Origin of the sequence: Anaerococcus sp. Marseille-P9784 (genome assembly GCF_902500265.1) — a bacterium.
Taxonomy (GTDB): domain Bacteria; phylum Bacillota; class Clostridia; order Tissierellales; family Peptoniphilaceae; genus Anaerococcus.
This window is the reverse complement of record NZ_CABVOZ010000001.1, coordinates 401,156-418,643: the sequence shown is the minus strand read 5'-3', so window position 1 is coordinate 418,643 and position 17,488 is coordinate 401,156. Positions and strand designations below refer to the sequence as shown.

Genomic DNA, 17,488 nt, shown 5'->3' with positions numbered 1-17,488 from the left:
AAAATTTATGAGTCAATTAAATGTATGTGGCGGCTGCAATGCAAAAATTGCCGCAGGAAATTTGGACAAATTATTAGAAGATATCACTCCTTACAAACGTGATGATATAGTTGTAGGCTTTGACAAAAAAGATGACGCAGCAGTAATCGACATTGATGGCAAAACCGGAATAATCGAAACTTTAGACTTTTTCCCACCAATGGTAAATGATCCATATTTATTTGGTCAAATTGCAGCAGCAAATTCAATGAGCGATGTTTACGCTATGGGCGGTGAAGTAATTTGCGCCCTAAATATTACAACTTTCCCATTAGAAGATGATTTTGATATCCTAAGAGAAATTCTTAGAGGTGGAAATGATAAGGTAACAGAAGCTAAGGCAAGCCTTACAGGTGGTCATTCAATCCACGATCATGTAACCAAATACGGTTTGTCCGTTACTGGCAAGGTTGCTTTGGATAAAATTTGGAAAAACAACACTCCACACGACAAAGATGTGCTTTTACTAACCAAAAAACTTGGTACAGGTCTTATAACAGGATCCTACAACCAAGGTCTTGTAACAGAAGAAAATTTCAAAGCTTGCACAGATCAAATGAAAACTTTAAACAAATACGCTAGAGATATTTTTGTAAATTACGATATTCATGCAGCAACAGATGTAACTGGCTTTGGACTTTTAGGCCACTTATCAGAAATGGCTGGAGATGATTTTACAATTATCGTTGATAGCAAAAAAGTTCCAATCTTAGATCAAGCCCTAGAGCTTGCTGGAGAATTTTTATACACTTCTGGTGGTCAAAATAACAGAAATTATCTTGAAGGACGTGTAGAATTTTACGAAGATAATTTTGCCCTAAGCGAAGTTTTGTTTGACCCACAAACCTCAGGTGGATTATTGGTAGCTGTCGATAGAGAAACAGCCGATCAAATAAAAAATGATTTTAAAAGAGAAAAAATGGATATATATGAAATAGGGGAAGTAAAATCCAAAAGATTTTATCCAATTATTGTAAGGTAAAAAAATTTAAAGGAGAAAAAAATGAAAGAAATTGATGTATTAGGTAAAGCATGTCCAATCCCAGTTATTGAAACAAAAAAGGCTTTTAGAGAAAATCCAGATGAGAAAGAATTTGAAGTTTTAGTTGATAACGAAGTTGCAACTGAAAATTTATCAAAAATGGCAAAAGAATTAAAAATAGATGTTAAAGTAGAAAAACTTGAAGATAGAAAATACAAAGTATCTTTAGAAAAAACAAAAGATTCACTAGACCATAGCCAAATAGAAAGCTATAGCGTAAATGATGCTACAAGCAGCAACTACATTGTAATTGTAAGCTCTGATAAAATGGCTGATGGAGATCCAGAATTTTCCAAATCTTTACTAGAAGGCTTTATCTATGCCCTAACCGAACAAGATCATCTTCCAGTTGCTATGTACTTCTACAATAGAGGAGTATTTATGACAACAGAAAATGAAAAATCTATTGAAGATCTTAAAGGCCTTGAAGCTAGAGGAGTAAGAATTTATTCTTGCGGACTTTGCCTACAAAATTATGGCAAAAAAGAAGAGCTAAAAGTTGGCGAAATCACCAATATGTACAAAATTGTAGAAGCAATGAGATCTAATCATGCCATCTACCCTTGCTAATAATATAGAATATTTTCTATTTTCTTTTCACAACATTTCTGAAGCCTTGGCAGCTTTAAGCAAAGTTGAACATTTAAAAGGATCAAGACTTATTCCATTGCCAACAGAAATTGGCACAGGTTGTGGCTATTGCTTGCGAGTAGATAAAGATATTATCGATGAGGCTATGAAAATTTTAACAAAAGATGATTATGAGAATTCCTACAGCTTAGGTCATGATGGCAAAAAAAGGGAGATAAAAGAATATGTATTTTGATAATTCGGCGACAACTCTTCACAAACCAGATGCCTTAAAAGAAAAGTTTATAGAATTGTTAAATACCAACGATTTGGGCAACCCTTCGAGAAGCGGACACATCAAAAGCCAAAACTCCATGATGGGAATTTTCCAAACTAAGAAAGACTTGGCAAAACTTTTTCATATAGCAAATCCTAATGATATTGCCCTTACTGAAAATGCAAGTTTTGGCCTAAATTTTGTAATCAAATCTTTAGTAAAAGAAAATGGCCATGTAATAACTACAACAACAGAACACAACTCAGTTCTAAGACCTCTTTATCAAAGTGGGGCAGAACTTAGTTTTATAGATTTTGATGAAAAGTGCAATGTAGATTTTGATAAAATCCCAGAGCTTATTAGAGAAAACACTAAATTTATCATAACAAATCAAGCCTCAAATCTTTTGGGCAATGTAAATGATTTGGATAAAATTCACGCTTATGCAAAAAAATATAAGCTCATAATGATAATAGACATTGCTCAAACTGCAGGTTGTTTGGATCTTGATATTTCAAAATATCCTAATTCCATCTTTGTATTTACTGGCCATAAATCTCTTTATGGACCATCAGGAACAGGCGGCATTATAAAAAATGGCGATTTTGATTTTTCCAATGTATTTTCTGGTGGATCTGGAGTTAATTCCTTTGACAAAAATCATCCGCTAGATTTTCCGGCAGTTTTTGAAGTTGGAACGAGCAATTTCATATCACAAATTGCCATGGATGCCAGCATAAAATTTATTTTAGATGAGGGAATTGACAAAATTCACCAACATCTAAAAGAAATCACCAAAAGATTTTATGATGGCATAAAAGATATAGAAGGAATAAAAATTTATTCCAAAAAACCAGAGGGTGAATATTCTCCGATAGTTTCAATCAACTTAAAGGATATGGAATCATCAGAGCTTGCCCTAATCTTAGATGAAAAATACGACATTCAAACAAGACCTGGAGCTCATTGTGCGCCATTAATTCACGAACATTTTGCAACTGAGGCTCAAGGAATAGTAAGATTTTCCTTTTCATACTTTAATACTGATGAAGAAATTGACAATGCTATTGAAGTGCTTAGAGAAATAGCTAAAGAATATTAATAAAAAATAGATTAAATTAAGGACTATTGTAAGGTAAAGAAGCTTGAAATTACCTACAATAGTCCTTATTTTCTTTGAAAATAATAAAATTAAAAAAATTTAGTAATTTTTGTGTTTTGTTGAAAATAAAGCTAAAAAAACGTCAAATTTGCTATATTAAAAATATACTTTTCATAGTATAATATAAGTATAAGAATGGAAAAGTGTGTGCTATTTTAAAATAGAGCATTTTTCTTTATGAATTTACTTAATTTATGAAAATCTATAAAAAATCACCATATATAAGAATATGAATTTTAAGGGGAGTATATGAAAAGCAAATTAAAAAAAGTCTTAGTAAAAATACTGGCGTTGGTTCTAGTATTCACTCTGACATTTCCAAGTCAAATTTTAGCACAAAGTTTAACAAAAAATCCTAGAAAAATCTACGGCAAAGAAACAAGTTTAATGGGCCTAAAAGCTGTCGAGGACAATCAAGGGGATAAGTCTGCCCAAAATCAGAAAGAAAGCACATTTTTAAAAAGCGACATAAAAAAAGAAGAACTTGAAAAACTTCAAATAGAAAAATCCGTAAGCCTATCACAAACAACAGGTCAAATATCTTATAGAATTGCTATAAAAGCCAAAGAAAATGACTTAGAAAAAATCAAGGCTTTCTTTGCCATAAACAAAAATAGCAAAGAAGAAAAACTAAAGCTTGAAAAAACCACAACCATAGATGAAAATGGCAATGAAGTAGAAATTGAAAATCAAGTAAAAACTCCAAATATTTTAAATCAAGATAAATACATAGAAACCCTATCCGCTACAACAGAAAATAAAAGCCAAGAAGTAGTTTATTACCTAAGCACACAAATAGAAGAAAAAACTTTTGAAAAAATCAAAGAAAATAAAGATCAAATATACTCTTTAGACTTTGTAATCAAAGATCAAAATGAAGAAATACTCCACCAAGAAAGATTAAGCTTTAAAGAAAAAGAAGACAAAAAAGAAAACGAAGAAAACCCAGAAGAAATTATATTAGAAGAAAACCCAGAAGATAAATATCAACTAGAAATAATAGAAGAAGAAAACCAAATTGAAGCAAGCTTCAAAGAAACAAATCTTCTAGGAGATAAAAAAGCAGAAATTTCTTGGACAGATTATCTAATAAATACACAAACAGAAGCTAAGGAAAGCATAAATTATCAAATAAATTTAGACGAAAACCAAGATACAAAAGAAAGTCAAATCAAAGTAGACTTTTACCAAGCAGACGAAGAAGGCTTTATCCTAAAAAAAGAATTTAGCCAAGAAATTCCTTTTGCCAAAGAAAGTGAATTACAAATTCCACAAGGATTTATTGCAAAAATCGCCCTAACAACAACAGTCAAAAAGGACGTAAACCCAAAAGAATTTACCTACAATAATAAAGTAATAAAAAACCCATCCTACAAAGAAGAAACAACAGATAAAAAATCTGAAGAAGAAAATAAGGATTCAAACGAAGATCCTTTGCCTGATGAAAATAAAGAAATTAAAGAAAATTCTTTGCCAGATCAAAGCAAAGAACAAACACCAGCTTCTCCTATCGACCTAAACAAGGATGCTCTGATAAATAAATTCCAAAGTGAAAACAAACTTAATGAAGACTTAAAGGCAAAAGTTGAAGAAATAACTAAAAATATCAAATCTTACAACGATGAAAAAATAAACGAAGAAGAATTTAAAAATAATCTAAAAGATCAAGCAAAAGATTTAGACAAAGAAAATTTAAAAGAAATCTTAGCAACACTAACTTCAGGATTAAACGAGGAAAAATTCAAAGTAGCAAAAATAGATGCAGAAAAGCTATTAGATGAAATTTATCCAAAAGAAGAAATAAAAGTAAATACCGAAGAAAATCAAACTCCTCAAACAAAGGAACTTATAAAAGAAAATACTGAAGATAAAGAAAAATCAGAAGAAAATAGCAAAAAAACAAATACTGCCAGCAAAAATCAAACAAATCAAGTGGCAGAAGTTGACGAGCCGGCAAAAGAAGATTCAAACAAAGAAGGCTTATTAGGCAAATTAGAAACTTTGCTTTTCGGCAAAGAAAATGTACCTACCCCTGTAGGCCAAAGTCAGTTAAACCTAGAAGGCAAGAAATTTACCGTAAGAACAGTTTTCAAAACTTCAAATATTGGTGGGCCAATTCAAGACTACCAATATTTCAAAATACATTTAGATGACGAACTTACAGTAAAAAATCCATCTGAATTAAAGGATATAGTTTACAATGGCAGAGTAATAGCAAAACCAACTTACAACAAAGATGACAATACTATTACCTATAATATAGAAGGAACTATCCCTGAAAACATCGAAGTACCATTGAATATCCCTGTCGATTACAATACAGAGAAAATTACACTAGAAGAAGATGGAACATTTACAGTTACTAATAAAGTTTCAGGTCTAGGAATAAAAGCTCCTAAAGACCTAGTTCCACAAAAAATCGACAAAAATGGCAATCCAGCAGGATCAATCATAGAGCCAGATAGAGATGACGTCGAACAAATTATAGACCAAGCAGATTATAAGTTAAACTTAGATCCAATAGGAACACCAGTTGTAGAAGATGGAGAAATGACTGGCATGAGCTGGACTATAAAAGTAAATGCTGATGAAGACCTAAAAGATGGCCTAGGCTTTAACTTAAACCTTACAACAGTCAAAGGATCAGGACTTGGAGAAATTCAAAAATTCAAGGTAAATGGTCAAGAATTAAAAATAACAAGTGATGGGGCTTTGAAAAAAAACCCAATAGATGGAAATCTTGGAATCACAAGTTCAGTTCACTACAAACCAGATATAACTGGCAACGAAGCAATATATACTTTCTATACACCTGTTGTAAATAGGCAAGGCTCTTATATGGTTGATATATCTATTTACAACGCCAAAAAAACTTTGAAAAAAGGTGCAGTTAGATCAATAAACGACAATGGTTTTAGCCAAGAAGCCATAAGAGATTTCACACCAACTCGTTCAGGAATTAATAACAGAACAACAATTCTTGGAGAATTCAAATCTAATAATAAAGCTACTTGGACAATCACAGATGCTGTATCAAGTAAGGATGAAAATAATGGCCTACCTCTTGAAAAAAGAACTCTAGAAGGTAATCAAACTATCACAAGTGGACAAAGTGCAGTCTACGGTCTAAACGATCAAGGTAAAATGGTTCAAATTGGAACAACAAAAAATATCAATTCTCTTCCAACAAAAGAATCTTACCCTCAAGGCAAACAAGAAGTTGGAACTATTGCGGTTTATCAATTAGATACAAGTTTAACAAATGCAGATCAACCAAATAACTACAGTATTTCTGGTGTAAGAATTTCTAAATTCAGAGACCTATACATTGACCAAGTTTGGAATTTGCCAGAGCAAAGCATGACTATGCCAGGACAAGACTTTATCGCAAAAGATAATAAAGGAAATGAACTTGGTAAAGTACATGTAGATAAAGGCACTGCTGGAGAGACCACAAGATTTGTCACAATTCCTAACGCAAGATATTGGGATATTGACGAAAATTCTCACGAAGCTTCTAAAAGAGAAAATAAAATCGAACAAAAATTCGACCAAGATACAGTTGGAGTAAATGGAAAAACTTACAAATACAACGAAAATGCCAACTACTATCAAAGAGATACAAAAAGTCAATACATTCACAACTCTGCTATCGATACAACAAAACCAAACCCTGTTACATTTACAGTAGTAAAAGTTGATAGCAAGGATCCAAGCAAAAAACTAGCAGGAGCAAGATTTAAATTACTAGGCGATAATCAACCATCTATAGTTACTGATGACCAAGGTAAAGCTGCCTTTAATAATGTACTACCTGGAACTTATACTTTAACAGAAGAAAAAGCTCCAGCAGGTTACAAGCTTGACCAATCACAAAAAACAATCACCATAGCAAAAGATGGTACAATCAGTGTAGATGGTGGCAATATCCAGCTATCAGGTGGCAAAAACGTGACAAAACTCGTTCAACACGACAGTGCACCTAACTGGCCAGACTATATGAACGCTATGCACTATGGTAAGATAACAACCAATGGAACAACTAATCAAAATGAAGTTGAGTTCTACCTTTACCTAAAACCAGAAAGCAATAATGGTGCGGATGGTACAAATAGAAATACAAGACTTAATATTTCTATACCAGGCGTAAATATTACAGATGTAAAAGCTTACGATGTATCTCCAGGATATAGAAATAACGTTAAGTACAGCATGGAACAACAAAATGCTGAAGGATACATTCCTTTACTTGGGGAAAATGTAATAAATGCTGCAAATAATAACAAAATTACAGGCACAGCAAATACTACAGATCCATACACAGGAAAAACTGGTTACCAAATTTACTTCCCACAACAAAGATTTGAAAATGACTGGGGATTTTTAGTAAAAGTAAAAGCTAATATAGGGAATAAACAATCAGTAAGCTTAGACTATGATTGGTTGACAGATAAAGATACAGCTATACAAACAAATCTTACTCAAAGCGTTATTTTAAATAAAACAAATGGACAAGGAGATGGCGAAGATAATCAAATTTTAGTAACAAATGAAGAATTTACAAAAAGTCCAATAACAGCTACAAAATTTGGCGATACCTTTAATGCTGAAGGAAAAAGAAATAGGCTAGGCGGGGCTGAATTTGTCCTAAAAGATAGCAATGGAAAGACAATTTCTAATAAATTCACAAACAATAATGGTGAGGTGAGCTTTGGTCAATATCCTCCAGGAACCTATAGACTAGAGGAAGTACAAGCGCCAGATGGATATCAAAAATCTGACGTCTACTTTGAAGTTCTTGTTGATGAACAAGGTCAAGTAACATACAAGGCTAGATTTGAAGATGGCATTGGTACACCAGAAGCTGGACGAGATTTCTATATAGAACAAGGTGAAGAGACAGATACTTCAAATAAAGCACCAGTAACAAATGTTAACCAAAGACTTGAATATCTAGAAAATGAACCAGGAGATATTGGTGTAATTACAGGAGTATGGGAAGCCTACAAATATGAATCATTAAAATATCACGCTGATATTACCCTATCTAATTCAGCACCAGGTACAAGATTTGAAATTCAATTTGATAGAAACCTTGACTTTACCCAATATTTCTCTGATTTCCCTAAAATAGTAATTGGGGGCGAGGAAGTTGCAGATCCGTACTTTGATTACAATACTAACCTATTAACATACGTATTTAATGATAAGTCAAAGGGAGGACCAGCGACTGCTTCAATAAACCTTAGAGGTATAATTCCTGATAAATATTATGCCAAAGAATCAAAAACATATCCATTTACTATAAAAGTAGCACCTGGAGTAGCTGGTGTTGGAGGAAATCCTATATTACGCAAAGATATAAACGCAGATTATGGACCATACGACTCAGGAACAAATAACTCTAACCAATTCTACTACTTTAGAGATGTATACCAAAAAGAAGATGGAAACTGGTATGTAACAGTCATGGCTTATCTAAACCCTATGGGATTTGCTTATGGTTCTAAGACATCACAATTCAATTGGATAACAACTGACTTCCAAGGCAATCAACAAATTGCTAGATGGAGCGGTAAGGGTTACAAACCTTTATATACTTTGCAAGATGTAAAGGTATATGGAACTGATTTTGCATCATATAAAGAAGATGGAGTTTGGAAGAACCCTTATATGCCAAAATCCTTTGGTGTAAGACCAGAACAAGACCCTAATATTTATCACTTACTGGCACATCAAAGAATAAATCCTGATAAAAAACTTTATATAAGAGAAAATGACGTAACAATAAACTATGATCCTAATCAAATTAAAACAAATGCCAGAATTGATTTAAATCATCCTTTAAAGGTAACGACACCAGGTGCAAAAGATAAAGGTGGTTATATAATAGAACAAACCTATAAGATTACTGATATAGATCAGTTTAACAAAAAATGGAGAGCCTTCCATATGACTGATGGTAATCTCGAATCTGCCTTTGCATCTAAGGCCAATGTCAACACAGCCGTAGGTGACCAAGCTGGCGGAGAAATACCAAAGTATTACAAAGAAGTAATTGGTTTAATTAACAATAAATATAAACCAGGTAGCTTCAAACTTACAAAATATGATGAAACAAATCAAGAAAATAAACTTCCAAAGGCAACATTTGCACTAAAAGATGAAAATGGAAAAGTAATCTACAGGTCATCAGATGCAAACGGAGTAGTAAACTTTGAAAGTATCGCCCCAGGTAGATACTCACTAGAAGAAACTAAAGCGCCGGATGGTTATAGGCTTACTAACAAAAAATGGCAAGTCACAGTTTTAAATGACGGTAGCGTAAGAATAAGAGAAACATCTATTACAGGCGAAAGTAATTTTTACACTAATGCGACTGTTCCTATTAATATCCCAGTTCCAAATAAACCAGTTGGACAAAAGTTTAGAGTCTATAAAAAAGACGGAAAAGGCCAACCACTTCCTGGAGCAAAATTCAAGATAACAGATCCAGATGATCCAAATTTCTCAGCTGAAGCTACATCAGGACCAAAAGGTATTGTAGAATTTGAAGCTACTCTAAAAGAAGGCAAGAATTATATACTTCAAGAAGTTACCCCACCAACTGGATACAATCCACTTAATAAAAAATGGGTTCTAAGAGTAGAAGCTGGCAAGACAAAAGTCTACAACTATTCAGAATCCACAGAAATCGGAGATGTAGAAAAGTCACTTCTTGGAGAAAAGGGCACAGAATGGGTTGATGTTAAAAATAGAAACACATCAGGCTGGTCTGACTATGACAATAGATGGACAGGTTGGGCAGATAAGAATCTAAATGCACAGCACCTTGGTACTAGGATTATTGCTATAAATAAGAAAGAAAAATATGTAGTTCAAAGATATATAATAAACCCAGAAGCAAAACAGACTGTAGGAGTAGATGGTATAACAGCAGCCACAATCCACAGAGAAAAACCAGAATATCCAAATATGGATTGGTACAAGGGTGATGAAGAAATAAAAATATTCACCCTAGAAGCCAAAGAAGGTGGCAATACTGACGGTAAGGTTACTGGTCTAATATCTGACTTAAGACTTGCATCTTATAAAGTAACCGAAATTACTAATCAAGTAAAGAAAACTCCCGACAATTCTCACTATGGAGAACCAACTAGATTAAAACTAGGAATACCAGTTACAAATAAGCCAATAGTAGTTGACGTCAAAGTACCTTACAAAGACGAAAACGGTGGAGTTGGTACAGGCATGGACTGGAGAGAAGCTAACACAACCTACTGGAAGAGTGACTATTACGAAAGAGTATCTGACATCAAAACCGCTGGTCTTGTAAGTGGAACAGGGGGAACAATAGTTGGTTCATATGTATCAGAAGATTCACTAGATGTAACAAACGATCTAAAAACATATGGATTTAAGATCAAGAAAGTAAAAGAAGATAAAACTACTGCAATTCCAGGAGCAGTATTTAAACTAACAGGCCTAGGAGATAGTACAGAAGAAAGAGAAATGACCACCGGCAAAGACGGTATGATTTCTTTCAACGACCTAAAACCAGGCACCTACAAACTAGAAGAAAGTAAACCAGCTCCAGGCTATGAAAAGAAAACTACTACTTGGACAATAAGAGTAGCAAGTGATGGAAAAGTATATATTAAGGACAATAGCCTAAATCCTGATCCTAATAATCCAAGTTTTACAGTCTCCACAAAAGAAAAATCAGCCACAAATAATCTAATGAGAAGATTAAAAATGGCAGGAGCGAATACAGAGCTTGAAATTGGTGGAAATTTAGTAGATACATTTAATCCACTAAGAGCTGGAAATGGTTGGGAACAAGTTGACAATGCAAGCTCAACTCAACCTACAAAAAGAGAAGATGCATCTGATTCTGACCATGGTCAATTAATAGATACTAAGATTATTGAAATAGACAAGACTAATAATAGATACAAACAGGTATTTATCTACAAAGAAGGTTACGCTAAGAAAAACCGTAATATCAAATTCCACAGAGCTTATGATAATTACAATATAAGACCAATTGATGTTACTACAAGAGTTTTCCAAGTGCCTGCGAATACAAGTGTCACAAATATCAATAAAAGTTCAGATATAGATTCTATATCTGGTAAAACTGATATAAGTTTAAAAGTTAAATTTACCCAAGATGGTAACAAAAAAATTCAAACTACTGATATTAACACAAGATATCCAGGAACAATTCTTATTGAAGTTGAAACAAATTATATTGAAAACCTACCAATTGGTTTAGGTTCAAACTATGATTTTAATACAGGTTCTCAATCAACCCGTGGTCATAAATGTTGGTTAGAAAAATCTTATGCTAATGAAGCTGGAGTACCAGTTGTAAAAACCACTGTTAACCACACAATAACATTTGATGGAAATGGTGGAACATGGCACATGGATCCAGTAACAGTTGAAGATGGTACTTTATATGAATTACCAGGATCATCATTTATAGCTCCAGATGGAAAAGAATTCGATGGATGGCTAGTAAATGGACAAAAGAAAAATGTTGGGGATAAAATTACTGTAACAAGCGATTTAACAATTCAAGCGCAATGGAGAAACAAAGCTCCAGAACAAGCAACTGTTTCATTTAGCCCTGGAGATGGTTCTGGCACAATGCCAGATGTGAAAGTAAATGTTGGTTCAAATTATCAATTACCAGCAAATGGATTTACCGCACCAAGTGGAAAAGAATTTAAAGCTTGGTTAGTAAATGGAGTTGAATATCAACCGGGAGTATCAATAACAGTTAATGCTGACACAACAATTACAGCTCTTTGGAAAGTAAAAGAACCAGAAACTTATAATGTAATAGTTCAAAATCCACAAGAAGGTGGAACTATTACAGCAGATCTAACGTCTGCAGCAGCAGGTACAGAAATTAAGTTAACTGTTTCACCAAGTGAAAATTATGAAATTGAAAGCGTAACTATGAATGGACAAGCTTTGACAGCTGGTACAGATGGTAAGTACAGCTTTACAATGCCAGAAGGTGGCGCTACAGTTTCTGCAACATTTAAGAAAAAAGAAGAAGGACCTAGCGAGGACGAAAAAGAAATCCCGGAAAATGGTTTTGCTCAAATTACCAACAAGCAAACAGGTCTTGATCTTAAGATTTATAAGAAAGACAGATACGACAGAAAACTTGAGGGTGCTATATTTACTATCAAAAAGACTGATCATAACTTTGAAACTTTTGACCAAACCTTTGGAGTAAAAAAAGGAACATCAAATGCTCAAGGACTTGTAGAGTTCAAGGATGAAAATGGCACCATTATTAAACTACCAGAGGGATATTATGTAATTGAAGAAACAGCAGCCCCACTAGGCTATAGAAAAGCAAATGCTCCTTGGAAAGTACAAGTTGTGGAAGAAAATGGTCAACTTGTTGCAAAATACAAGGGACCGGAAGAAACACCACAAAGCTTTATTGAAAAAAATGAGAATCTTGATATAAAAACAGCAAATGGCGTAAAATACGCAACAAAAATTACTCATATTGATACAGAGTCAAGAACATTTATCCAAAGAGTATATATTGATACAAGAGGAAAAAATGGAACCGTCAACGTTCAAATTAAACCAAAACACAAGAGAGAAGAAATCGACAGACCTGGACTTCCACCAGTTACTATCAAAGAAGGTGTAAAGACTGCTTATAGGTCAACTTATAAGATTACTGGATTAAATGGAGATCCTGATCAGGCTAAGATGATTAAAATCTTAAATGACTATGACGTTTCTTATCCAGATGTGACGGTTGTCAACACAGCTAGATGGAGACCATTTGATTGGGGCTTTGACGAAGACCAACTAAACCTTAAACCAGGAGTTTACTATATCGATATTGAAGGATTCTATGATACTTCTATTATTGATAGAAATGTTACTAATGAAGTAGCAATAGATTCTAACTACAACTTTACAAATAAGGAAGGAACTGCGTCAAGTGCTGAACCAGTACTAAAAAATCCTTACAAATTAACAGAAGCTGATATACCAGATGAAGATTTAGGTAAGATTGATATTGACATTCAATTCTTTGATGGTGCAAGAGAATTCCAACAATTAAAAAATTCAAATGGAAAAATAGTTTACGGTGTTGTTAAAGATGAAAATGGTAAAGATGAAGCATCTTACCAAGATGGTGTAGTAACATTAAGACAATGGTTAGAAGATAACTATGGTAAAGAATATGCTGATAATTGGTTTGCAACTAAGCTACCTGGTCAAAAATATGTAAATCAACTAAGTAAAATAGTTAAGATTGGAAAAAAAGACGTTTATCAATCAGGTAGAATAATACCACCTGTTACACCAGGACAACAAGGTTACAAAGCACCATTTAGTACAATAAGTACAAGTATGGACATTAGCTCTTTATACTCATCAAATTCAACAAATATAGTTCCTCAAGAAGGACTAGATATAGAAAATGATGCAGAAAGATACAATATCACCTTTTCTAAACACGGTAAACTTACTGACACTGATTCTGTAGAAGAAATTACTAAGAGGAGACTTGAAGGTGCAGTATTTAAACTTGAAAAGAAAGTAAGAGAAGGAATCTATGAAGAATTAGAAGGATCTTATGTATCATCAGCCTTCAACGGATACTTTGGTTTCAGAGGACTTGAACCAGGTCGTTACAGACTAGTAGAAGTTCAAGCACCTAAGAATTACAAACCAATTAATGGACCACTTCTATACTTCTCAGTTGAAACAGTAAGTATAGTGTCACAAAGGATAACCGACCCAAGAACTGGTGAAAACATTAATGTAAATACAGTTGGATTCTATTTCCCAGGAAATGATAAAGCTTACAAGTTTGAAGACCTAGAAATGCACGATCCAGTAACTAATGAAGTTATCAAGTTCATGAATGCAAAGAATGCTGATTTGGAAACAACTAAGATAATAGATCCTACAGATTCTACCAAGAAAACAGAAGTTTCTTTAAGAGAACTGAGCATCAAGTTCCCAGGAGAAATAAAAGATAAACAAGGAAAAGTTATTAAGGACACATATAAATTAAGTGAAATCCAAATCACACCAACTTCTAACGGATATATTTCTCTGGAATACGATAAGGCAAATGGTGTATACCAATATATTCCTGAAAAATCAACTAAAGAAGAAGATGGATTGTTAGTAGACTATGTTACAAGTGCTACCGCCAAAAATATGGGTAAAATCGTAAACGAAAAACCAGGTAAAGGTGAAATCACAATTAAAAAAATTGACCAAAAAGGTACTGAAATAAAGGGCACAAATCAATTACCTGGCGCAAAGTTTAGAATAACCAACAAGGAAACAGGAAAAACTGAAGATGGAACAGTTGGTGCAGATGGTACACTTAAATTCACAGGCTTAAATATAGGTCATTATAGACTTGAAGAAATAGAATCACCTAGTGGCTATATCAACAACAAGCAAGTTTGGAACTTCACAGTAGGTGGAGAAGACTTAGACCCATATGCAAAAGATGCGCCAATTAAAAGAAAAGATGTATCAAGTAGCATAACATTATCTGAATCGAAATTAAGTGTATTAAACCCAAGTAGTAAAAATAAAGGATTACTATCTGATAATCAAGAAGAAATGCACCCACACCTTGGAGAAGTGTTTGAATTTACTAACAAATACACTATTGATTCCAACCTAAAGATTAATCCTGGAGATTATTTTGTACTAAAATTAAGTGAAAATATGGACCTCCATGGAATAATGGAAACGAATATTTCTAACCTTGATATAATTGCAGATGGAGTAGGTACAATTGCTAAGGCTGATTATAATAGAAAAGAAGGTACAATAACTTATACTTTCACAGACTATGCTAACACTTATAGCCTAGTAGAATTTTCTAATAAGCTAAAAGCCTATATCAACCTAAATAAAGTACCAAAAGCAGGGCAACAAAACATTGAACGAGGCGTTGTCGGTCATAAAATGATAACAAACAGTATTAATGTTGTATATGACTCAATGACTGCAAGAGAATTATATAAGGGTACTGACGGGAAAACGCATGAAATGACCCAAAATCACCTAAATCTTGGATCAAAGATTATTAAATTTAATCCTGATACAGGTGAGTTTGTTCATTACTACTATGTAAATAGGGATAGAAGTAATACTCCAAGGTCAACATTCTATTACTCATCTGACCAAAATATTGAAAACTTGAATATTGATTACTACTATCTTGATAGTAATGCAAATCTTGATGAGTTAATGCCTTTATCATTTGGTGTAAACGAAGATGACTCTAGACTTCCTAAACCTGTTAGAATAAGATCAAGGTCATATCTAGGTGCAGGTCAGGAAGAAAGCATTGGATTTACTAATGGTCTAAATTCCAATTCATCCTATATCTTCAAAGTTACAGGTAGAGTAGTTGGAGAGGATAAAGACGGTTATGTTGGTCATGGTATGCTTCAAATGGTAGATTATCCAACTCGATATGTAACAAGATGGGATAAACAATACTTCTTTAGAAATGAAGCTACTGCAAAAGCAAACCTAGAAATTCAAGCAGTAAACCCTGAAAATAAGATTAAATTCAAAAAAATAGACCAAGATGGGAATCCACTAGAAGGTGCAATATTCCAACTTTTCAAAAAGAATAATGATGGAAAATGGGATGGTCATGGTCAACCAATTACAACTGGAAAAGATGGAATAGTCGAATATTCTAAGCTTCCAAAAGGTGAATATCAATTAAAAGAAACACAGGAACCAAAAGGTTATGAAAAACTAGAAGAAGCAATCTTAGAATTTGAGGTAGATGCCTCTGGTAATATCCACCGAAGTAAAGAAACTAATGCTACAACCGATCCAAATAAAGAATCAGTAAATGTTGACGAATCAGGTAGTATTCCAATGCCAATAGTCAATAAAAAACTACAAAAAATTCAATTTGTAAAGGTTGATGCAAGTGAAAAAACGACTAAGCTTAAAGGTGCAGAATTTGAAGTTTGGTATAAGAAAAATCTTGAGGATAATTATTCAAAAGATCTTCTTAAACTTTACGAAAAAACAAGTGGTGGAAAGACAGAAAGACTTGTCCTTAAAGATGGAGAGACTGCTCCAAAAGAATATAATCCAGTAGATAAGTTCACTACAGGTGAAGATGGTAAGATTGAGTTTACTTTCTATGAAAATGGCTACTATGCACTAAAAGAAATTAAGGCTCCACATGGACATATCAAGCCTAGAGATTATGTCAAAGAGTTTGCGGTTGCTGATGGAAAAGTAAAAGAAAAGACCTTTACTGATATTAATATCAAGAAAGATGAATCTCCAACAAATACTAAGGATCTAAAGATGACTTTCATTGTTAATGGAGATAATAAGGAACTTACCTATTATCCAGGTGATGAGAGTGCTTCTTCTATAATCCCAATCCCAAAATCACACTTTGAACTAGAAGCTTATAATATTGGACTTAATTGGAGAGGTACTGCTACTAATAAAAGAACTCCAGAAGTAAAGATTTATTTTAAAAAACCAAATGATAAAAATTGGACTGAAGTCGATGATGAAGAAGTTAATAAAATAAAGAGTGGCAAAGATAAAATTTTATTTAGCTTCCATGATTTATTAAAGATAATAAAAGATACAAAATCAACAAATCCTATAAAATCAAATTATAGCTTTAAGATAGAGCTAAGAGCTATACTAGATTATACAAATACTGATGATAATGGTAAGCTAAGTACAACAACTTCTATCACACAGACATTAAAACTTCCTAATGGAGATGATGGAGCAGATATTAACCAAGTTCGAACAATAAATATTGAAACTATAGAAAAACCTATAGAAGCGGGAGTTTATGAGAATATCAAAATTAATGAAACAAATAAACAACCGGAACCAATAGTAATTGTAAACAAAAAAGCAGTTTATCCACTTACCGGAGGAAATGGAACATTGTTCTATGCTCTTTGTGGATTTGTAGTGATGCTTGTGGGAGTTTTGATTTATGCTTTTTATCAAAGAAACAAAAAAACTCTTAGATTAAAGGCTTAGAAAATAAAATTTGCCAAAATTTTATAAAGCAAAAACCAGCTTAGGGAAACCTAGGCTGGTTTTTTGTTGGGAAATTTTAGGCTGTAGAGCTTTTTGGTTTTTAGAAGATAAAAAGAGATCCCTCGACTACGCTCGGGATGCCAGGGGGTTATTTGTAGGCTCAATGTGACAGTTATTTTGTCAATGAGAATACTATTATAAGGAATACATTAAATACGATAAATGCTGTGCTAAGCTCTGGCATCTTGAGCGTAAAACATCTTTAGATGTTTGAAGTCGAAAGATCTCAAAAAAATCTCAAGAAATTTGTTGTAATATAATA

5 protein-coding genes are annotated in these 17,488 nt (G+C 33.3%); all 5 read left to right on the top strand.

The genetic code is table 11. The annotated features are described in order from the left end of the window. The first annotated feature begins 7 nt into the window (after positions 1-7). The gene (gene selD / locus GAN53_RS02000) at positions 8-1,021 is read left to right on the top strand and encodes a selenide, water dikinase SelD (RefSeq protein ID WP_151409342.1); all 1,014 of its coding nucleotides are present in this window, start codon (positions 8-10) and stop codon (positions 1,019-1,021) included. Between the two features lie 21 nt (positions 1,022-1,042). Then, entirely contained in the window at positions 1,043-1,651 is a 609-nt protein-coding gene (gene yedF, locus GAN53_RS01995) for a sulfurtransferase-like selenium metabolism protein YedF (protein WP_099320209.1), read from the top strand. After that, a complete protein-coding gene (locus GAN53_RS01990) occupies positions 1,632-1,907 on the top strand; it encodes a DUF3343 domain-containing protein (protein WP_151409341.1) in 276 nt (91 codons plus the stop codon). The genes yedF and GAN53_RS01990 overlap by 20 nt, the downstream gene beginning before the upstream one ends. After that, positions 1,897-3,030 (top strand): aminotransferase class V-fold PLP-dependent enzyme, encoded by a 1,134-nt coding sequence (locus tag GAN53_RS01985; RefSeq protein ID WP_151409340.1) that lies wholly within the window; start codon positions 1,897-1,899, stop codon positions 3,028-3,030. Before GAN53_RS01990 ends, GAN53_RS01985 begins: the two co-directional genes overlap by 11 nt. Positions 3,031-3,339: 309 nt before the next feature. Next, positions 3,340-17,166 carry a SpaA isopeptide-forming pilin-related protein gene (locus GAN53_RS01980; protein WP_151409339.1) on the top strand — a complete coding sequence of 4,609 codons (13,827 nt, stop codon included), beginning with the start codon at positions 3,340-3,342 and terminating at the stop codon, positions 17,164-17,166. Positions 17,167-17,488: the final 322 nt, after the last annotated feature.

Excerpts from the sequence above, each read along its gene's own strand:
- selD (WP_151409342.1), top strand. The coding sequence starts at position 8 with ATGAGTCAATTAAATGTATGTGGCGGCTGCAATGCAAAAATTGCCGCA.
- yedF (WP_099320209.1), top strand. The coding sequence starts at position 1,043 with ATGAAAGAAATTGATGTATTAGGTAAAGCATGTCCAATCCCAGTTATT.
- GAN53_RS01990 (WP_151409341.1), top strand. The coding sequence starts at position 1,632 with ATGCCATCTACCCTTGCTAATAATATAGAATATTTTCTATTTTCTTTT.
- GAN53_RS01985 (WP_151409340.1), top strand. The coding sequence starts at position 1,897 with ATGTATTTTGATAATTCGGCGACAACTCTTCACAAACCAGATGCCTTA.
- GAN53_RS01980 (WP_151409339.1), top strand. The coding sequence starts at position 3,340 with ATGAAAAGCAAATTAAAAAAAGTCTTAGTAAAAATACTGGCGTTGGTT.